Below are 18,402 nucleotides of genomic sequence, written 5' to 3' on the forward strand. Positions count from 1 at the left end.
TCGCTGGTCTCAAGCCGGTCACAGTTCAAACTGTGGGAGCTGGCTTGCCTGCTCCCACATTGGAATTGGGTTTCAACTGGGAGGCTAGTGGCGTTCCAGGGCGTTGACGAGGTCGTGGAAGGCTTCGCGGTTGGACTCGTTCAGGCCCATCAGGATCTTGTGCGCTTCGAGCACCTTGATCCGTACCACTTCTTCGGACTGGTCTTGCGAAGGCAGGTCGGTCAGGCATTCCGGGCAGGGGATCGGGCGGTCAACGATGTTGAACACCTGGTCGAAACCCATGGACTGCAACAGCCGGGTGATGTCTTCGTGGGTGGTGACGACAGTCGGCAACAGGCCGACCTTCTGCCGTGACAGAATGGACAACTTGGCCAGCAACCCAAGGGTGGTGCTGTCGATGCTGCGGGTTTCGGTCAGATCGATCACGATCGCCGAGAAATTCAGGGCTGTGAAAATCCGCTCAATCGTTGCATCCAGCGCCGAACATAAGGTCAGGCGCACTTCACCGACAAACTTCAGGACGAAGGTCCCGTCTTGCTCGGCGAATTGGATTCTTCCGGTACTCATCAAAGATTCCTGCTCAACACCAATAGGGCGATATCATCCGGCATCTCCCCTAGCGTGGCCAATCCAAAAACCTGCCGCAGGCCATCCAGGCTGCCGCCCGCCGACTTGACCTTTTCAGGCAAGGCGGCTTCTTTCTCCTTGAGTGTAGGCTCTGGAAGCAGGTCCAGGATACCGTCGGACATCAGCGTGAGGCTGAAGGTCGGCGGCAGTTCCAGGATGTGGTCTTCGTAGGTGGCTTCATTGAACAAGCCCACCGGCAGACCACGGCCTTCCAGGTAACGCACACTGTCTGGAGTGTATAAAACCGGCATCGGCAGGTGACCGCCGATGCTGTAGGTCAAAAGACCGGTTTCTTCATCGATCACGCCGCCGACCATCGTCACGTGCTTGCCCAGCTTACAGCTGATCAGGCCTCGGTTGATGTGGCCCAGCACCTCGGAGGGGGTGAACTCCGGCAAGGTGCCATTGCGCTTGGATTCGAACAACAGCCGTGTGGTCATGAACTTCAACAACACGGTGACAAAAGCAGAAGAAGCGCCGTGGCCGGAGACGTCGGCCAGGTAGAACGCCACACGCCGCTCATCGACGCGGAAATAATCGACGAAATCACCCGACAGGTACAACGACGGGATGATCTGGTGCGCAAACTTGAACTCGTCGATGGTCCAGGGGCTGACCGGCAGCATGTTCATCTGCACCTGGCGACCGGCGTTCTGGTCTTCCTGGAGCAGGTTGAGGCTGGCTTCGAGCTCGCGGTTGGCGGTTTCGAGCTTTTCGCGGTAGCGCTGGTTTTCCAGCAGCAGGCGGGCACGGTCCAGCGCGCGGCGCACCGAGTGCTCCAGCACGGCCAGATCTTCCAGGGGCTTGATCAGGTAATCGGCAGCGCCCAGGCGCAGGGCCTCGACGGCGTCGTTCATCACGCCGGCACCGGACACAACAATCACCGGCGTCTGCGGGGCAAGCTCAGTCACCTGGCGGATCAGCTCGAGGCCGCCCATCTGGGGCATGCGCAGGTCGCAGATCACAAGGTCGGGCTTGTCGCGCTCGAATACCTGGAGACCCTGTTGGCCATTGCTGGCCTGCAGGACGCTGAAGCCACTGTCTTCCAAGTAGGCCGCGAGGCTCGCGCGCACTACTTCGTCGTCATCGATTATCAGCAGCGTGGCACTGGTTTTTTGCATGTGGGCAAACGGCGCCAGAATTAGGTTGGCGTAGGTGGCTCGACAATGGCCGGGCTCACGTACTGGATTCGCTTTCTAGCCTCTCTGTCCTACAAAGCATTGGGATTTTGCCCATGCACAAAGGTAAAGCAGAGGTGCCCTTCTAAGGCGCAGACGGTACTCCCATCCGTCAGGGGTTTCAAGCTCATGCCGATGGTCGCCGGGCGTCTTTACACCGCAAATCACCGGGAGTTATAAGAACAGCCACCACCACAACACAAAGTAAGGATGGAAGCTGTGAGCGAACATGAGCGCGACTACGCCGAAAAACGCGATTTCATCCGCATGCGAGTGGATGCCGATGTGTCGTTGATCCACGCCGGGCAGGAGATTGCCGGGGTCTGTGTAGACCTTTCCAGCTCCGGTATGCAGGTTGAGGCACCGCGCCAGTTCGAGGTCGGAGACCCGCTGACGGTGCGTATTGATTCAGAGCACGCTGCCCTCGCGGGCCTGGAGGCGGACACCGAGGTGGTGTGGGCCAGGAATGAAGGCGAGCGCCAGCACCTGGGCCTCAGGATCTTGAAAATGCGCTGAAACCGCGCACAAAAAAGGCGACCACTCGGGTCGCCTTTTTTTCATTTCAAAACGTCACGGCTTAAAAGTCGTCGACGACCTTGCCGTCCTTGACCTTGAACTCACGGTTTTGCAGGTAAGCGTTACGGATGAAGGTGTATTTGTCGCCAGAGATCAGCTTCTCGCTGTCGAGCAGGCTGGCACGGGTATCGACGATGTTCAGGCCGAAGGTGCTGTTGCGCCAGCCGATATCGTTCATGTAACGGTACGGTTGGGTGTAGCTGTCAACGTATTTGGACGGCGCATCACGCAGGGTGCTTGGGCCGAGCAGCGGCAGCATCACGTAAGGACCGCTGCCGACGCCCCAGCGACCCAGGGTCTGGCCGAAGTCTTCGTCGTTGCGTTGCAGCCCCATTTTGGTGCCGACATCAATGAAGCCCAGCACACCAAACGTGGTGTTCATCAGCAAACGAGCGGTGTCGACACCGGCCGCGTGTGGCTTGAGCTGCAACACGTCGTTGGCAAAGTTGCCGACATCGCCGATGTTGCGGAAGAAGTTATGGATGCCCGTCTGCATGAATTGCGGGGTGACAAACTGGTAGCCCTGCGCCAATGGCTTGAGCGCGTAGGTATCAACGGTATCGTTGAAGGTGAAGATCGGGCGGTTAACGCTTTCCCATGGATCGTCTTCCGACGCAGCCTGGACGGCGAACGGGGCCAGAAGGACGGTGGCACACACAGATAGCTGAGCGAAGTAGTGGCTCCAGCGCATAGCTTTTGCTCCTTGAATGGTCTGTCATGGGCGCTATGCCCTGAATAAGATCGTCAGTATATGACGGAAGTGTCGATTTAGGCAGCAGCGAGGAAACGACATACGCAAAATGCACAAAATTCCTACAAGCACACCTGAGTGTCATCCGCTTGTCATGTCGCCCCGATAGCGTCACAGCTATTTCAGGGATGTCGAAATGCCTCACGCCGAAATTGCCGTCGCCAGAGCCCCCTCCTTGACTGCCGTGCTGTTTGGCCTGAGTGGCTGCCTGGTGGATTTCGGTTCCCAGGCCCGCACCGACTCGCCCGCCCCCGATTCCCAAGCCACGCCTGGCGCGCTGAAGATATTGCGCAGCCTCAAGGACCAAGGCGTACCTTGCGCCTGGCTGGATGAGCTGCCCGCCTCAGTGACCACACCGCTGTCGGCCGCATTGCCCGACTGGGTGAAGGCAACGCCGCCCTCCTCCATCCGCTGGCCGGCGCCGCATGCCTGCTGGCAAGCCTTGATGGCCTTGAATATCGAACGCCTGGAAGGCTGCGTGCTGGTCAGCGGCGAGCCACGCTTGCTGCAAGCGGGCCTCAACGCCGGGTTGTGGACCATCGGCCTGGCGTCCTGCGGCTCACTGTGCGGCTTGGCACCGGAGCAATGGCAGGCGCTGACCGAGCAGCAACGCGAGCATAAGCGCGGTAAAGCCACGGTGGCGCTGTATGGGTTGGGCGTGCATTCGGTGATCGACCACCTTGGCGAGCTGGGCACGTGCCTGGCGGATATCAGCCTGCGCCAGCTCAAAGGCGAGAAGCCCTGATAGAGATCATGCACTGAAGGCGCCGGTGGATTAATCTACAGGTCAGCCCGTAGACCTTTCCCGGCGTGCCGCGGTCTATGCCAGTGCCTATCGATAAAAGGAAGAACGCCATGCCTGCCCGCGAAGAGTTGAAAAACCAAGTCAAAGTATTGCGCGAGCAATTGGACAGCGACCCGCTGATGTCAGCGGAAAAACGCGACGAACTCGAAACACTGATTGCCGAACTTGAAGTTCAAGAGCCTCTGGAAGGCGCCATTCAGGACCCAAGCATCGCCGATGGCGTGAACCTGGCGGTTGAACGCTTCGAACTGGACCACCCGGGCATTGCCGGGACCTTGCGCAATATTGTGACGACCCTGGGCAATATCGGGATATAACCCGAACCCAAGCCAAACGCAGAACCAAAATGTGGGAGGGGGCTTGCTCCCGATTGCAGTGGGTCAGGCACAAATACTGTGCCTGACACTCCGCTATCGGGAGCAAGCCCCCTCCCACATTTTTTTGTATTAAGGCTACTGACGCGCCAGGCGCACGTTCTGGAACGGCATGTCTTCCGTGCTGCGATACGGGTTGATGTCCAACCCACCGCGCCGCACATACCGCGCATACACCGTCAATTTTTCCGGCTTGAGCAAGCGCTGCAGGTCGAGAAAGATCCGCTCCACGCACTGCTCATGGAAGTCCGAATGCTGGCGAAAGCTCACGATGTATTCCAGCAGGCTGGCGTGATCCAGGGCCGAACCACGGTATTGCACCGCCACACTGCCCCAATCGGGCTGGCTGGTAACCGGGCAGTTGGATTTGAGCAGGTGGCTGTGCACGCTCTCCTCGACAATGCGCGAATCATCGCAGCGCAGCAGTTCCGGGCGCGGGTGTTCGTAGTTGCTGACGCTGATGTCCAGGTCATCAATGCACACACCTGGCAACGCCTGCACACCTTCGGCCTCAACCTCGGCCAAACGGCGGATACGCACGCTCACCGGTTTGCCGGCGGCGGCGCTGAGGTCGGTGCGCAAGGTCGCTTCCAGGCTTGCCGTATCGGCAAACGCGGTCTGGTTCAGCGAGTTGAGGTACAGCTTGAAGGACTTGGACTCGATGATGTTCGGCGAGTCGGCCGGAATGCTGAATTCACCGATGGCCACCACCGGCTTGCCCGACGGCAGCAGCCAGGACAATTCGAAGCAGTTCCAGAAATCCACGCCTTTGTAAGGCAGGGTTTCGGCGCTCAGTCCCAGCTCGGCCCATTTGGCGGCGCGAGGGATCGGGAACAGCAACGACGGGGTGTAGGTGGAGATGTATTCACTGGACTTGCCCAGCGGCGAATGTTCGGCTGCGGGATGCATGGCGGAAACCTGGCTAAATAAACCGCGCCAGTCTACCAGCCTTTGCCCCCGCCCCTAAAAAACACCCGATCAATCGACGTTGAGCTTGCCGACCATGCCCGCCTGATAGTGCCCGGGGATATTACAGGCGAATTCCAGGCCCGTGGCCTTGGTGAAGGTCCAGGTCAGCTCGGCCGTTTTGCCGGGCTCTACCAGCACACTGTTGGGGTCGTCATGTTTCATGCCGCCCATGTCACCGTGGCCCATGGCGCTGTGGTCCATCTTGCCCATGCCGGTGGCGGTGAGCATGCCGCTGGCCTGCATCTGCAACATTTCCTTCTGGTGTTCGGCATGCATCGCCGCGTCGCCCAGGTTGAATTCATGCAGCAACTGGCCTTTGTTGACCAGCACAAAGCGCACGGTCTCACCGGCTTTTACGTCCAGCGACTTGGGCGAAAAGGAAATATCCTGCAGCACCACTTCCACGCTGCGCGTGGCTTTGTCAGCCGACGCCGCATGGCCGAAGGCAAATGTGTGGGCCGTGTCAGCCACCGCATCGAAACTCAAGGCCAACAGGCAACCCACCAGCAACAGGGGTGAACGCAACGCCATCTCGATTCTCCAAAAGTGTGTGAACAGCTTGGGCAGCACTCTAAGATGGCGCCGCTGCCAGCCAGCTGACTGCTAGATTACAACTTTGTCAGGTTGCGCCCCTGCCCTGGCGCCCACGGTATAAAGCCCGCTGCTCCCGCTGCCAAGAGTCGCCCATGAAACTGCTGATCGTCGAAGACCAACCGAAAACCGGCCATTACCTGCGCCAGGGCCTGACCGAGGCGGGCTTTACCACCGAATTGGTGGCTGACGGCACCACCGGGCAACATCTGGCGTTGACCGGCGATTACGACCTGCTGATCCTCGATGTGATGCTGCCGGGCCGCGACGGCTGGCAAATCCTGCAAGCCGTGCGCAGCGCCGGCCTGGACATCCCGGTGCTGTTCCTCACCGCCCGCGATGCCGTGGAAGACCGCGTGCACGGCCTGGAGCTGGGCGCCGACGATTACCTGGTCAAGCCCTTCGCCTTTTCCGAACTGTTGGCCCGGGTGCGCAGCCTGTTGCGCCGTGGCAGCAGCACACCGCAGGAAACCGCGCTGCAACTGGCCGACCTGCGCCTGGACCTGATCCGCCGCCGCGTCGAACGGGACGGTCAGCGCATCGACCTCACCGCCAAAGAATTCTCCCTGCTGGAACTGCTGCTGCGCCGCCAGGGCGAAGTGCTGCCCAAGTCGCTGATCGCCTCTCAAGTGTGGGACATGAATTTCGACAGCGACACCAACATCATCGAAGTGGCGATTCGCCGATTGCGCCTGAAAGTCGACGACCACTTCCCCAACAAGCTGATCCACACCGTGCGCGGCATGGGCTATGTGCTGGAGGAACGGTGCAATTGATCAAGCGCCTGTCCCTGGCCAGCCGTCTGGCGCTGCTGTTTGCGGCGTGCACGGCGGTGGTCTCGCTGATCGCCGGCGTGTTGTTCAACCAGGCCAGTGAGGCGCACTTTGTCGAACTCGACCAACAGTTGCTGGACGGCAAACTGGTGGCCTTGCGCAGCACGTTGCAGGGTGTGGATACGCCGCAGTTGTTCGCCCAGCGCGAAGCGCAATTGCGCACCGAACTCAACCGGCAACCTGACCTTGCGTTGCGCATCACTGCCGCCGGCCAGCGCTGGTATGACGGCGCACCGGGCGTCGCACTGCCCGCGGCGCCCGGCCTGCACAGCCTGCAAAACGCCGGCACCGACTATCGCGTGTACAACGTGCCGTTGCTGCCAAACCAGCCGGGCTCGCCGCAACTGAGCCTGATGCTCGACATCACCCATCACCAGCACTTCCTGCAACGCATGCAGCATCTGATCTGGCTGACGGTCGGCCTCTCGGCCCTGGCCACCGCCCTGCTCGGCGCCTGGGCGGCGCGCAGTGGCTTGCGGCCGTTGCGGCGCATGAGTGAAGTGGCTGCCGGAGTATCTGCTCAGTCATTGACCCAACGCCTGCCCCAGCAGCAAATGCCGGTGGAGCTGGCCGAGCTGGCCCAGGCCTTCAACGCGATGCTGGGCCGCCTGGACGACTCGTTCCAGCGCCTCTCGGCCTTCTCTGCCGACATCGCCCACGAACTGCGCACGCCGCTGTCGAACCTGCTGACCCACACCCAGGTCATCCTCACCCAGCCGCGCCCACTGGAGGATTACCGCGAGGCGCTGCACAGCAACCTGGAGGAGCTGCAATGGATGGCGCAGTTGGTGAATGACATGTTGTACCTGGCCAAGGCGGATCACGGGCTGCTCATGCCCAAGCGCGAAGCCTTGGTGCTGGAAGATGAAGTGGAGGCGCTGCTGGAGTTCTTCGCCTTGTTGGCGGAAGACGCCCACGTGAGCCTGGTGCGCGAAGGCACCGCCCATACGGCGGGTGATCGCGGCATGTTGCGCCGGGCCTTGTCGAATTTGCTCGATAACGCACTCAGTTTTACCCCGGCCGGTGGCGAGGTGCGGGTGCGGATGGTTGAAAGCAAACGGGGCGTGAGGCTGACGGTGGAGAATACGGGGGAAGGCATTCCAGCGGCGTTGTTACCGCGGTTGTTTGACCGGTTCTACCGGGCGGACCCGGCGCGCCGTGAAGGCAGCAGCGAGCATGCAGGGCTGGGGTTGGCGATTACCCAGTCGATTGTACGGGCGCATGGGGGGAGGATTTATTGTGAGTCTGGGGCGGGTTGGACCAGGTTTGTGATTGAGTTGCCAACAGCAGATTGATGCAAGCTGTACCGGCCCTATCGCGGGCAAGCCCGGCTCCCACATTTTGATGTGTGAATACATTCAAATGTGGGAGCTGGCTTGCCTGCGATAGCGGTCTCAGACTTTACGAATACCTGAGCGCATGCGCCGGCTCAATCTTCGCCGCCCGATACGCCGGGTACAGCGTCGCCAAAAAGCTCAGCACAAACCCCGCCGAGCAAATCAGCAGCACATCGCCGCCCTGCAGTTCCGAAGGCAGGTTGCTGACAAAGTACACGTCCGAACTGAAGATATGCTGCCCGCTCACGCGCTCCAGCCACCCCACCAACTCACTCACGTTCAGCGCCGCAATCACGCCCAGCACGCCGCCGATCAAGGTGCCGACGATGCCGATCACCGTGCCCTGCACCATGAAGATCGCCATGATCTGCCGTGGCGTGGCGCCGATGGTGCGCAAAATCGCGATGTCAGCGCCCTTGTCGTTCACCACCATGATCAAGGTGGCAATGATGTTGAACGCGGCGACGGCGACGATCATCAGCAACAGCAGGCCGATCATGGTCTTTTCCATCTTCATCGCGCTGAACAGGCTGCCCTGGGTGTGGGTCCAGTCATCCGGCTTGTAGGCCGCGCCCAGGCTGGCGGCGATGTCCGCCGAGACCTTGGGCGCTGCGTACAGGTCCTTCACCGCCAGGCGCACGCTTTGCACCTGGTTCGGCTGCCAGTGCTGGATCTCGGCGGCGTCGGCCATGTTGATCAAGGCCATGGAGCCATCCAGCTCGGCGCCGACCTTGAAGATACCGACCACGTTCAAGCGCTGCATACGCGGGGTGATGCCGCCCGGCGCGGTGCTGATTTCCGGGACGATCAGGGTCAGTTTATCGCCCACGTTCAGGCGGAAACGCCGTGCGGTGATGTCGCCGATGACCACGCCGAATTCGCCGGCTTTCAGGTCTTCCAGCTTGCCACGCACGATATGCTGGGCCACGATCGACACCTTGCCTTCCTGGGCCGGGTCGACGCCGCTGATCTCGATCGGCTGCATCGCGCCTTTGTAGGAGAACATGCCGTCCATCTGCGTGAAAGGCACCGCTGCGGTGACTTCCGGGTTCTTCAACGCGGCAGCGGCCACGGGCTGCCAATCATCAATCGGGTTTACGCCGACGATGGTCGCGTGGGGCACCATGCCGAGAATCCGCGTGCTCATTTCGCGCTGGAAGCCATTCATCACCGACAACACCACGATCATCGCCAGCACGCCCAGGGCGAGGCCGATCATCGAGGTCATCGAGATAAACGAAACAAAACGGTTGCGGCGCTTGGCGCGGGTATAGCGCGTGCCGATGAAAATCGATAACGGTCTGAACATTCGCGGGCACCGTTTAAAAAAATGAAAAAGCCCGGCGCCAGGCGCCAGGCTTGAAACGGGTCAGATGGCGACCAAGTGACCTTCCTGCAGGTGCAACACACGGTCCATCTGGCGGGCCATGCTCATGTCATGGGTCACCACCAGGAACGCGGTGCGCATCTGGGTGCTCAGTTCCAGCATCAAATCCTTGATGCCCTGGGCGGTGTGGGAGTCGAGGTTGCCGGTCGGCTCGTCGAGCATCACCAGGCCTGGGTTGTTCACCAGGGCGCGGGCAATCGCCACACGCTGGCGCTCACCGCCGGACAGCTCGGCCGGCTTGTGCTCCAGGCGATGGCCGAGGCCGACGCGCTCCAGCAACGCCTTGGCGCGCTGGCGGGCTTCCGGGATCGCGGTCTTGCCGATCAGCAGCGGCATGCACACGTTTTCCAGTGCAGTGAATTCCGGCAGCAAGTGGTGGAACTGGTACACAAACCCCAACGAACGGTTGCGCAGTTGACCGCGCGCCTTCTCGCCAAGGGCCGACAATTCTTCGCCCGCCAGCCATACGCTGCCCTGGGACGGCGTATCCAGGCCGCCCAACAGGTTGAGCAAGGTACTTTTGCCCGAACCGGAACTGCCGACGATCGCCACGCGCTCGCCCGGGTGCAGTTCCAGCTGCAGGTTGGACAACACCACCACAGATTCCGGACCTTCCTCGTAGGATTTGCCCAGGTTGCGGCAGCTCAAAATCGCTTTTTCACTCATGCCCGATTCACTCATAACGTAAGGCCTGTGCTGGCTGGGTACGTGCCGCGCGCCAGGCTGGATACAGGGTGGCAAGGAAACTCAATAGCAACGCGGCGCCGCCCACCATCCACACGTCCTGGGCCTGAACCTGGGACGGCAAGTAGTCGATGAAGTAGACGTCGGCGTTGAGAAACTTGTGGCCGATGACTTTTTCCAGCGCGGCGATGGCGGCACTGACATTCAACGCGGCCAAAATGCCGACGGCGGTGCCGATCAAGGTGCCGACCACGCCAATCACGGTGCCCTGCACCATGAAGATCGCCATGATCTGCCCCGGCGTGGCGCCAAGGGTACGCAGGATGGCAATGTCGCCCTTCTTGTCGTTCACCACCATCACCAGGGTGGAGATGATGTTGAACGCGGCCACGGCAACGATCAGCAACAACAACAGGCCGATCATGGCTTTTTCCATGCGGATGGCCTGGTACAGGTTGCCGTGGGTACGGGTCCAGTCGCGGGCGTAGTACTTGGATTCACCCAGGTGCTGGGCGATTTCCCAGGCGCCGCGCGGTGCGTCGAACAGGTCGTTGAACTTGAGGCGCAGGCCCTGCACCTGGTCCGGCTGCCAGCGATGCAGGCGCGCCAGGTCGGTGAGGTTGGTCAGGCCGAGGTAGCCGTCGATCTCGCCGGCGCCTACGTGGAACGTGCCGACCACGGTAAAGCGCTTCATGCGCGGGAACATGCCGGCCGGGGTCACGGTGACTTCCGGCGCGACGAAGGTCAGCTTGTCGCCGATGCCCACGCCGAGCTTGGCCGCGGCCTTGTCGCCGATCACGATGCCGAAGCTGCCGGGCGCCAGGTCGTCGAGTTTGCCCTGCAACATGAACTTGTCGATGATCGACACGTTACGTTCCTGGGCCGGATCGATGCCATTGAGCAGGATTTTCTGCACCTTGCCGTCGTTGGTCAGCAACCCCTGCATCTGGGTAAACGGCGCAACGGCCACCACCTTGGGGTTCTGCTTGACCTTGTCGGCCAGGCTTGGCCAGTCACTGATGGGCTCATCAGACTCGATGGTCGCGTGGGGCACCATGCCCAACACGCGGGTGCGCATCTCATGATCGAAGCCGTTCATCACCGACAGCACCACGATCATCACGACCACGCCCAAGGCGAGCCCGATCATCGAGGTGAGGGAAATGAACGACACAAAATGATTGCGGCGCTTTGCACGGGTATAACGCGTGCCGATAAATACGAAGAGAGGTCTGAACATGTCGGGGCTTGTTCGGAGGAAAAGAAGACGTCCCGGTGGCGGGGTCAGGTAAGCAGCTTTACACTCAGACCATTACCGCTACTTTGGGTTCGCCATGTCGACATTAGATGAAGAAGAACGCCGCGAATACTACCGTATCGACGACATGATCGCACTTCAAATCAGCACACTGTCTGCCCCGGAAGCGGCGAGCAAGGAAGTGTTGCTGGATGATTCCCCGCTGTTCAATCTACTCAGCGAACTGCACCTCAGCGAATTCGAAGCCCAGCACCTGCTGCGCCAGATCAGCGAGAAAGATCGCAGCCTGGCAGCCTTCCTCAAAGTCCAGAACAAACGCGTGGACCTGCTCAGCCAGATCATGGCCCGCGGCCTGCTGGATGAGGTGGGCGCGCCGCAGCCGGTGATCATTTCCGAGGGCGGCATTGACTTCATGCACCCCACGCCCCTCGCGCCCGGCGCTCACCTGGCCGTCAAGCTGGTGCTGATGCCTCAGGCGCTCGGCTTGCTGCTGCGCGCCCGCGTCACCCATTGTGACCCCAAGGGTGACGCATTTGAGGTGGGCACTGAGTTCGAATCCATGACCGATGCCCAACGCCAGTTGCTGGCACGCTATATCTTGCAGAAACAAGCCCAGGAACGACGCCTGGCACGGGAACAGAGCGACGCCCAAGACACCTGAATTCGTATTCACCCCGCCAGACAACCTGGCGCAAAGGAGCAACTGTGACCCTGATTTACGGCCACCGCGGTGCCAAAGGCGAAGCACCGGAAAACACCCTGACCAGCTTCCAGGAGTGCCTCAAGCACGGTGTACGCCGCTGCGAACTGGATTTGCACCTGTCCATGGACGGCGAGCTGATGGTCATCCACGACCCCACCCTCAAGCGCACGGCCGACCGGCGCGGCAAAGTCGTCGAGTATTCGGCGGCCGATCTTGTGAAGATGGACGCGCGCAAAGGCGGCCCAGGCTGGGTCAGCCCGTGCCCGATCCCGCGCCTGGAAGAACTGTTCGAGAAATGCGACTTCGATCACTGGCAACTGGAAGTCAAAAGCGCCTCACGCACCCGCGCCGCGACCACGGTGTTGGCGATTCGGGAGATGGCCGTACGTTTCGGCCTGATGGACAAGGTCACGGTGACCTCAAGCTCGCGGGAAGTGCTCAAAGCCGCCGTCGAACTCACCCCGGACCTGTCACGCGGACTGGTCGCCGAATACGCCTGGCTCGACCCGTTGAAGGTCGCGCAAAACTACGGCTGTGAATTTCTGGCGTTGAACTGGACGTTGTGCACCCCCGAGCGTCTGGAAAAAGCCCAGCGCCAGGGTTTGCATGTGTCCGTGTGGACAGTCAACGAACCTGCGCTGATGCGCAGGCTCGCCGACTTCGGCGTAGATAGCCTGATTACAGACTTTCCCGGTTTGGCCACTGCCACCCTCGAGAATTACTGAAATCGGTCTCCCCGGCCGGCTCAGGCCACCGGCCGGAGCCGCTCAAAAAAGCCGGTTGAGGCCGTCGTAGGCCGCTACCCGATAGGCTTCGGCCATGGTCGGGTAGTTGAACGTGGTGTTCACAAAATACTTGAGGGTATTTTGCTCACCCGGCTGACTCATGATCGCTTGGCCGATGTGCACGATTTCCGAGGCCTGGTAGCCGAAGCAATGCACGCCGAGGACTTCCAGGGTTTCGCGGTGGAACAGGATCTTCAGCATGCCTTGCGGCTCGCCGGCGATCTGCGCACGCGCCATGCTCTTGAAGAACGCCTTGCCGACTTCGTAAGGCACCTTGGCCTTGGTCAGTTCGTGTTCGTTTTTACCGATCGAGCTGATCTCGGGAATCGTGTAGATCCCGGTCGGCACATCGTTCACATAACGCCAGCTGCCGTTATCGACAATGCTGCCGGCCGCCGAACGGCCCTGGTCATGCGCGGCACTCGCCAGGCTTGGCCAGCCGATCACGTCACCGGCGCCGTAGATGTTGGTCACGCAGGTGCGGTAGTTCTCGTCCACTTCGATCTGGCCACGGCTGTTGACCTTGACCCCGATGTTTTCCATGCCCAGCTTGTCGGTGTTGCCGGTACGGCCGTTGCACCACAGCAAGGCGTCGGCCTTGATCTTCTTGCCGGACTTGAGGTGCAGGATCACGCCGTTGTCCAGGCCTTCGACCCGCTCGTACTCTTCGTTGTGGCGCACGGTGATGTTGTTGTTGCTGAAGTGGTAGCTCAACGCCTGGGAAATTTCCGAGTCGAGGAAGCTCAGCAACTGATCACGGTTATCCACCAGCTCCACCAGCACACCCAGGCCGCTGAAGATCGAGGCGTATTCACAGCCAATCACGCCGGCGCCATAGATGATCAGTTTGCGCGGGGTGTGGCCCAGGCTCAGGATGGTGTCGCTATCGTAGATACGCGGGTGGTGGAAATCGATATCGGCCGGGCGATACGGGCGCGAACCGGTGGCGATGATGATGTGCTTGGCCACCAGCTTCTCGACCACGCCGTTGGCGCAGACCACTTCGACGGTCTGCTCGTCGGCGAAACTGCCGGTGCCGAAGAACAGGTCGACACGGTTGCGGGCGTAGTAACCGGTGCGCGACGCCACTTGTTTGGAGATGACTTTCTCGGCACTTTTCAACACGTCCGGGAAGGAGAACCAGCGCGGCTCACCAATGGCCCGGAACATCGGGTTGGTGTTGAACTGCATGATCTGGCGCACCGAGTGACGCAAGGCCTTGGACGGGATGGTACCCAGGTGGGTGCAGTTACCGCCGACCTGGCGACGGCTATCGACCATCGCCACCTTGCGCCCAGCTTTGGCGGCGTTCATCGCCGCACCTTCTCCAGCCGGGCCGGAACCCAGTACCACCACGTCGTAGTTGTAGACAGCCATGCGTACTCCTCAGAACAGGCCAGGCGCACGGTTGGACGCCTGGCTAAATCATGCCGCGGCCAGCGGGCATGAAGGACAATTTGGCTCAAGTGTGTGAGCCGGGGCACAGTCTATATAAGCCTCAACGCCGCGAACATTAACCCTTGGTCGCGTCGTAGGCCAGTCTTGCCTTTACTACAGAACACGGAATTTGGAATTAGACTACTGACACTCACCTTTGCAGGACGAACCATTATGCGGCATGTCGTTTTCTGTTTAATGATGATTTTTTCGCTTGCGGTGCAGGCCAGTGAGGCTGATCGGCTCAGGCAGGCCGCTTTCCCCGCGCAATCTCATGAACTGGTGCTGAAAAACCAGGCCGTGCTGGTCTATCTGTGGGCCGATGTGTACGCCGCAGCGCTCTACACCCCGGCTGACCTGCGCGCAAAACAGGCCTGGGACCAGCAAAAGGACCTGCGCCTGGTGCTGTTCTACTTTCGCGACATCGATCGTAATGATGTGATCAAGGCCGCCAACACGGCGCTGGAACGCCAGCAAAGCAGCGCCACCCTGGCCCGCTTGAAGCCTGAACTGGACCAACTGCATGCCAGCTTTCGAAACATCCGCAGCGGTGATCGTTATGCCCTCGACTTTCGTCCTGGCCGTGGGTTGAACCTGGAGATCAACGAGCAGGTGGTGTTCAGCAGTCGCGATGATGAGTTGGCAAAAGCCTACCTTGGCATCTGGCTGGCGCCGAAAGGCCTGTCGGACAGCCTGCGCAAAAGCCTCCTCAACTGAACGCAAATCCCCTGTGGGAGCGGGCTTGCTCGCGAAAGCGGTGGGTCAGTTATTCATAAGTTGACTGACACACCGCTTTCGCGAGCAAGCCCGCTCCCACATTGTTTTTTCGCTGCCCTCTGATCTTGCGGCAATTAGTCAGCTTGCTATCAGTTTTTATTGCCTGTAGTGGCCAATACACATATGGTTACAAAACTGCAGCAAGGACGAATGATGACCAAGGATCACTAATAAGACAGCCTAAATGAGTGCATGACATGTCCACTACAACGGGCAAAGGCAAAGCGATTTTTCGCGTTGTCAGCGGCAACTTCCTAGAGATGTTCGACTTCATGGTCTATGGCTTCTATGCCACGGCCATCGCCAAAACCTTCTTCCCCAGCGACAGCGCCTTTGCCTCGCTGATGCTGTCCCTGGCGACCTTCGGCGCCGGCTTCCTGATGCGGCCCCTGGGCGCAATCTTCCTCGGTGCCTACATCGACCGCCACGGCCGCAAGAAAGGCCTGGTCATCACCTTGGCCTTGATGGCCGCCGGCACCGTCCTCATCGCCTGCGTACCCGGCTATGCCACATTGGGTGTGGCCGCGCCGCTGATCGTGCTGTTCGGTCGACTGCTCCAGGGTTTCTCGGCAGGCGTCGAGTTGGGCGGCGTGTCGGTGTACCTGGCGGAAATCGCCACACCGTGCCGCAAGGGCTTCTTCGTCAGTTGGCAGTCCGCCAGCCAGCAAGCCGCCGTGGTGTTCGCCGGTTTGCTCGGCGTGGGCCTGAACCACTGGCTAAGCCCCGAAGAAATGGGTGATTGGGGCTGGCGCGTGCCGTTCCTGATCGGCTGCCTGATCGTGCCGGTGATTTTCGTGATTCGTCGCTCGCTGGAAGAAACGCCTGAGTTCCAGGCGCGCAAACACCGCCCTACCCTGCACGAAATCGTCCGCTCTATCGGTCAGAACTTTGGCATCGTCATCGCCGGTATGGCCCTGGTAGTGATGACCACTGTGTCGTTCTACCTGATCACCGCCTACACCCCGACCTTCGGCAAGGCCGAATTGCACCTCTCGGATTTCGATGCGTTGCTGGTGACGGTGTGCGTGGGCATTTCCAACTTCATCTGGCTGCCGGTGATGGGCGCGGTGTCGGACAAGATCGGGCGCAAGCCGCTGCTGCTGGGTGCGACGATTCTGGCGATCCTCACGGCTTACCCGGCGCTGTCCTGGCTGGTGGCCAACCCGAGCTTTAACCACCTGCTAATTGTGTTGTTGTGGTTGTCGTTCCTGTACGGCTCGTACAACGGTGCGATGGTCGTGGCGCTGACCGAGATCATGCCGGTGGAAGTTCGCACAACCGGCTTCTCCCTGGCCTACAGCTTGGCGACCGCAACGTTCGGCGGCTTCACGCCGGCGGCCTGCACCTATCTGATCCATGTGCTGGACAACAAGGCGGCACCGGGAATCTGGCTCAGTGGGGCGGCGGTGTTGGGGTTGATTGCCACACTGATCCTGTTCAAGGGCAATCGGCATGAACTGCGCACGGCGCAGGCTTCCGTAGTCGGCGGCGCTTGATACACCGCTATCGCAGGCAAGCCAGCTCCCACATTTGACTGTATTCACAGATCGATATGTGGGAGCTGGCTTGCCTGCGATGAGGCCAGTGCACACACCCCAAAAACAGCAGGCACAAAAAAGCCCCGAACCAGTCGGGGCTTTTTCATTCACCGCAGAAGCTTAGCGCGGGAACGCAGGCGGGTTAACCCCAGCCATGTCTTCCATCACACGAACCACCTGGCAGCTGTAGCCGAACTCGTTGTCGTACCAGACGTACAGTACAACGCGGTTGTCCTGGGTGATGGTCGCCTCAGCGTCCACCACACCGGCGTGACGCGAGCCAACGAAGTCGGTGGAGACCACTTCCTGCGAATTAACGAAGTCGATCTGCTTATGCAGGTCGGAGTGCAGCGCCATGTAGCGCAGGTACTCGTTCATCTCTTCACGGGTGGCGGCTTTCTCAAGGTTCAGGTTGAGAATGGCCATCGACACGTTTGGCGTCGGAACGCGGATCGCGTTACCGGTCAGCTTGCCGGCCAGTTCAGGCAGGGCCTTGGCAGCAGCGGTGGCAGCACCGGTCTCGGTGATAACCATGTTCAGCGCGGCGCTACGGCCACGGCGATCGCCTTTGTGGAAGTTGTCGATCAGGTTCTGGTCGTTGGTGTACGAGTGAACCGTTTCAACGTGACCGTTAACGATACCAAACTTGTCATTCACAGCCTTCAGCACCGGCACGATGGCGTTGGTGGTGCAGGAAGCAGCGGACACGATCTTGTCGTCGGCGGTGATTTCACCGTGGTTGATGCCGTGCACGATGTTCTTCAGCTTGCCTTTGCCAGGCGCGGTCAGCACAACGCGGTCGATACCCGGGCAAGCCAGGTGCTGGCCCAGGCCTTCGGCATCACGCCATACGCCGGTGTTGTCCACCAGCAGGGCGTCCTTGATACCGTACTGGGTGTAATCCACCTCAGCCGGGTTCTTCGCGTAGATCACCTGGATCAGGTTACCGTTGGCGGTGATGGTATTGTTTTCTTCGTCGATGACGATGGTGCCGTTGAACGGACCGTGTACCGAGTCGCGACGCAGCAGGCTGGCGCGCTTGGTCAGGTCGTTCTCGGCGCCTTTACGTACCACGATGGCACGCAGGCGCAGGCCGTCGCCGCCACCGGTTTTTTCGATCAGGATGCGCGCCAGCAGACGGCCGATACGACCGAAACCGTACAGCACGACATCAGTGCCTTTGCGGGCAGCAGCGTTTTGCTGGCCAACCACATCGGCCATTTCTTCACGCACGAACTGCTCGGCGCTGCGGCCAGCACCTTCTTTGCGGAATTTGTAAGCCAGCTTGCCCAGGTCTACCGAGGCCGCGCCGAGCTTGAGCTCGCTCATGGCTTTAAGCAGAGGGAATGTTTCGTGGACGGAGAGTTCGCTGTCGTCGGCAGAACGATGGCGAGCAAAGCGATGCGCTTTGAGAATCGCGATGACTGACTGGTTGATCAGGCTGCGGCCATAGATCGAGCTCACCACATTGTTATTGCGGTACAGCTGACCGATAAGCGGAATCATCGCTTCAGCGAGCGCTTCACGGTCGATCCATTCACCAAGACACTGGTCGGGCTTCTGAGTCACGGGAACCTTCCACATGTAGGGGCAGAAAAAAGGGGCTACATTATGCCGCCCGACCGGCCTCGGAGCAATGCGCGCCAGGCAACAAAAAGTGCTTGCGAAAAAATCACACCCCGCTGCAGCCCAGTAAATACGCGGGTTCCAGAAGGCCGCTCGTTGAGCGCCAACCCCGACTTGTCCGTAACCCTCCGAAACATCTGCACAAAATGGCACTACATATTGAGTC

19 protein-coding genes are annotated in these 18,402 nt (G+C 60.3%); 9 read left to right on the forward strand and 10 right to left on the reverse strand.

The genetic code is table 11. The annotated features are described in order from the left end of the window. Positions 1–84 precede the first annotated feature (84 nt). Both rssC and rssB read right to left on the reverse strand, forming a co-directional pair. Positions 85–567: an anti-sigma factor antagonist RssC gene (gene rssC / locus ACI77D_RS09135; RefSeq protein WP_010566476.1), complete on the reverse strand. Its 483-nt coding sequence runs from the start codon at positions 565–567 to the stop codon at positions 85–87. Continuing rightward, the gene (gene rssB, locus ACI77D_RS09140; RefSeq protein ID WP_064451404.1) at positions 567–1,748 is read right to left on the reverse strand and encodes a two-component system response regulator RssB; all 1,182 of its coding nucleotides are present in this window, start codon (positions 1,746–1,748) and stop codon (positions 567–569) included. The genes rssC and rssB overlap by 1 nt, the downstream gene beginning before the upstream one ends. Before the next feature lie 276 nt (positions 1,749–2,024). Between rssB and ACI77D_RS09145 the strand changes: the two genes are divergently transcribed. Then, the gene (locus tag ACI77D_RS09145; RefSeq protein ID WP_064454876.1) at positions 2,025–2,321 is read left to right on the forward strand and encodes a PilZ domain-containing protein; all 297 of its coding nucleotides are present in this window, start codon (positions 2,025–2,027) and stop codon (positions 2,319–2,321) included. 61 nt (positions 2,322–2,382) lie between these two features. Here ACI77D_RS09145 and ACI77D_RS09150 read toward each other — a convergent pair whose 3' ends face one another. After that, positions 2,383–3,072 carry a VacJ family lipoprotein gene (locus ACI77D_RS09150; protein ID WP_064451403.1) on the reverse strand — a complete coding sequence of 230 codons (690 nt, stop codon included), beginning with the start codon at positions 3,070–3,072 and terminating at the stop codon, positions 2,383–2,385. A 196-nt stretch (positions 3,073–3,268) separates the two neighbouring features. Here ACI77D_RS09150 and ACI77D_RS09155 point away from each other — a divergent pair, with 196 nt between their 5' ends. Both ACI77D_RS09155 and ACI77D_RS09160 read left to right on the forward strand, forming a co-directional pair. Further along, the gene (locus ACI77D_RS09155) at positions 3,269–3,877 is read left to right on the forward strand and encodes a hypothetical protein (RefSeq protein ID WP_064451402.1); all 609 of its coding nucleotides are present in this window, start codon (positions 3,269–3,271) and stop codon (positions 3,875–3,877) included. Between the two features lie 110 nt (positions 3,878–3,987). Next, positions 3,988–4,254 carry a DUF4404 family protein gene (locus ACI77D_RS09160; protein ID WP_221294227.1) on the forward strand — a complete coding sequence of 89 codons (267 nt, stop codon included), beginning with the start codon at positions 3,988–3,990 and terminating at the stop codon, positions 4,252–4,254. A 135-nt stretch (positions 4,255–4,389) separates the two neighbouring features. Here ACI77D_RS09160 and queF read toward each other — a convergent pair whose 3' ends face one another. Next, positions 4,390–5,220: an NADPH-dependent 7-cyano-7-deazaguanine reductase QueF gene (gene queF, locus ACI77D_RS09165; RefSeq protein ID WP_064451400.1), complete on the reverse strand. Its 831-nt coding sequence runs from the start codon at positions 5,218–5,220 to the stop codon at positions 4,390–4,392. A 69-nt stretch (positions 5,221–5,289) separates the two neighbouring features. Next, positions 5,290–5,811: a plastocyanin/azurin family copper-binding protein gene (locus ACI77D_RS09170; protein WP_407016444.1), complete on the reverse strand. Its 522-nt coding sequence runs from the start codon at positions 5,809–5,811 to the stop codon at positions 5,290–5,292. Positions 5,812–5,966: 155 nt separating this feature from the next. Between ACI77D_RS09170 and ACI77D_RS09175 the strand changes: the two genes are divergently transcribed. Continuing rightward, positions 5,967–6,647, forward strand: a complete 681-nt coding sequence (locus ACI77D_RS09175; RefSeq protein ID WP_407016445.1) for a heavy metal response regulator transcription factor — start codon at positions 5,967–5,969, stop codon at positions 6,645–6,647. Continuing rightward, positions 6,644–7,999: a heavy metal sensor histidine kinase gene (locus ACI77D_RS09180; RefSeq protein WP_407016551.1), complete on the forward strand. Its 1,356-nt coding sequence runs from the start codon at positions 6,644–6,646 to the stop codon at positions 7,997–7,999. The genes ACI77D_RS09175 and ACI77D_RS09180 overlap by 4 nt, the downstream gene beginning before the upstream one ends. Before the next feature lie 106 nt (positions 8,000–8,105). Here ACI77D_RS09180 and ACI77D_RS09185 read toward each other — a convergent pair whose 3' ends face one another. Genes ACI77D_RS09185 through ACI77D_RS09195 form a run of 3 tightly spaced genes read right to left on the reverse strand, consistent with a single transcriptional unit; the run spans position 8,106 to position 11,352 of the window. Further along, positions 8,106–9,350: a lipoprotein-releasing ABC transporter permease subunit gene (locus ACI77D_RS09185; protein ID WP_064451397.1), complete on the reverse strand. Its 1,245-nt coding sequence runs from the start codon at positions 9,348–9,350 to the stop codon at positions 8,106–8,108. Between the two features lie 60 nt (positions 9,351–9,410). Then, on the reverse strand, positions 9,411–10,094 hold the full coding sequence (lolD, locus tag ACI77D_RS09190) for a lipoprotein-releasing ABC transporter ATP-binding protein LolD (protein ID WP_017477213.1): 684 nt from the start codon (positions 10,092–10,094) through the stop codon (positions 9,411–9,413). Positions 10,095–10,101: 7 nt separating this feature from the next. Then, a complete protein-coding gene (locus tag ACI77D_RS09195) occupies positions 10,102–11,352 on the reverse strand; it encodes a lipoprotein-releasing ABC transporter permease subunit (RefSeq protein WP_407016446.1) in 1,251 nt (416 codons plus the stop codon). A 94-nt stretch (positions 11,353–11,446) separates the two neighbouring features. Between ACI77D_RS09195 and ACI77D_RS09200 the strand changes: the two genes are divergently transcribed. After that, on the forward strand, positions 11,447–12,031 hold the full coding sequence (locus tag ACI77D_RS09200) for a PilZ domain-containing protein (protein ID WP_064451395.1): 585 nt from the start codon (positions 11,447–11,449) through the stop codon (positions 12,029–12,031). Between the two features lie 44 nt (positions 12,032–12,075). Next, entirely contained in the window at positions 12,076–12,798 is a 723-nt protein-coding gene (locus ACI77D_RS09205; RefSeq protein ID WP_064451394.1) for a glycerophosphodiester phosphodiesterase family protein, read from the forward strand. 42 nt (positions 12,799–12,840) lie between these two features. On the opposite strand, the gene sthA is transcribed toward ACI77D_RS09205, so the two are convergent. Continuing rightward, complete coding sequence (gene sthA / locus ACI77D_RS09210) at positions 12,841–14,235, reverse strand: Si-specific NAD(P)(+) transhydrogenase (RefSeq protein ID WP_012722857.1); 1,395 nt, start codon at positions 14,233–14,235, stop codon at positions 12,841–12,843. Positions 14,236–14,469: 234 nt separating this feature from the next. On the opposite strand from sthA, the gene ACI77D_RS09215 reads away from it, so the two are divergent. Together ACI77D_RS09215 and ACI77D_RS09220 are read left to right on the forward strand one after the other, a co-directional pair. Continuing rightward, positions 14,470–15,012 carry a chalcone isomerase family protein gene (locus ACI77D_RS09215; RefSeq protein WP_407016447.1) on the forward strand — a complete coding sequence of 181 codons (543 nt, stop codon included), beginning with the start codon at positions 14,470–14,472 and terminating at the stop codon, positions 15,010–15,012. A 257-nt stretch (positions 15,013–15,269) separates the two neighbouring features. Beyond that, complete coding sequence (locus ACI77D_RS09220) at positions 15,270–16,568, forward strand: MFS transporter (protein WP_407016448.1); 1,299 nt, start codon at positions 15,270–15,272, stop codon at positions 16,566–16,568. Positions 16,569–16,730: 162 nt separating this feature from the next. On the opposite strand, the gene ACI77D_RS09225 is transcribed toward ACI77D_RS09220, so the two are convergent. Continuing rightward, positions 16,731–18,194, reverse strand: a complete 1,464-nt coding sequence (locus tag ACI77D_RS09225; protein WP_017137429.1) for a glyceraldehyde-3-phosphate dehydrogenase — start codon at positions 18,192–18,194, stop codon at positions 16,731–16,733. Between the last annotated feature and the right edge of the window lie 208 nt (positions 18,195–18,402).

It is taken from the genome of Pseudomonas sp. O39 (genome assembly GCF_045447295.1).
GTDB classification, from domain to species: domain Bacteria; phylum Pseudomonadota; class Gammaproteobacteria; order Pseudomonadales; family Pseudomonadaceae; genus Aquipseudomonas; species Aquipseudomonas antarctica_A.

Bases quoted from the DNA above. Each gene is read 5' to 3' on its own strand.
- rssC (WP_010566476.1), bottom strand. From the start codon at position 567: ATGAGTACCGGAAGAATCCAATTCGCCGAGCAAGACGGGACCTTCGTC.
- rssB (WP_064451404.1), bottom strand. From the start codon at position 1,748: ATGCAAAAAACCAGTGCCACGCTGCTGATAATCGATGACGACGAAGTA.
- ACI77D_RS09150 (WP_064451403.1), bottom strand. From the start codon at position 3,072: ATGCGCTGGAGCCACTACTTCGCTCAGCTATCTGTGTGTGCCACCGTC.
- ACI77D_RS09155 (WP_064451402.1), top strand. From the start codon at position 3,269: ATGCCTCACGCCGAAATTGCCGTCGCCAGAGCCCCCTCCTTGACTGCC.
- ACI77D_RS09160 (WP_221294227.1), top strand. From the start codon at position 3,988: ATGCCTGCCCGCGAAGAGTTGAAAAACCAAGTCAAAGTATTGCGCGAG.
- queF (WP_064451400.1), bottom strand. From the start codon at position 5,220: ATGCATCCCGCAGCCGAACATTCGCCGCTGGGCAAGTCCAGTGAATAC.
- ACI77D_RS09170 (WP_407016444.1), bottom strand. From the start codon at position 5,811: ATGGCGTTGCGTTCACCCCTGTTGCTGGTGGGTTGCCTGTTGGCCTTG.
- ACI77D_RS09175 (WP_407016445.1), top strand. From the start codon at position 5,967: ATGAAACTGCTGATCGTCGAAGACCAACCGAAAACCGGCCATTACCTG.
- ACI77D_RS09185 (WP_064451397.1), bottom strand. From the start codon at position 9,350: ATGTTCAGACCGTTATCGATTTTCATCGGCACGCGCTATACCCGCGCC.
- lolD (WP_017477213.1), bottom strand. From the start codon at position 10,094: ATGAGTGAAAAAGCGATTTTGAGCTGCCGCAACCTGGGCAAATCCTAC.
- ACI77D_RS09195 (WP_407016446.1), bottom strand. From the start codon at position 11,352: ATGTTCAGACCTCTCTTCGTATTTATCGGCACGCGTTATACCCGTGCA.
- ACI77D_RS09200 (WP_064451395.1), top strand. From the start codon at position 11,447: ATGTCGACATTAGATGAAGAAGAACGCCGCGAATACTACCGTATCGAC.
- sthA (WP_012722857.1), bottom strand. From the start codon at position 14,235: ATGGCTGTCTACAACTACGACGTGGTGGTACTGGGTTCCGGCCCGGCT.
- ACI77D_RS09215 (WP_407016447.1), top strand. From the start codon at position 14,470: ATGCGGCATGTCGTTTTCTGTTTAATGATGATTTTTTCGCTTGCGGTG.
- ACI77D_RS09220 (WP_407016448.1), top strand. From the start codon at position 15,270: ATGTCCACTACAACGGGCAAAGGCAAAGCGATTTTTCGCGTTGTCAGC.
- ACI77D_RS09225 (WP_017137429.1), bottom strand. From the start codon at position 18,194: ATGTGGAAGGTTCCCGTGACTCAGAAGCCCGACCAGTGTCTTGGTGAA.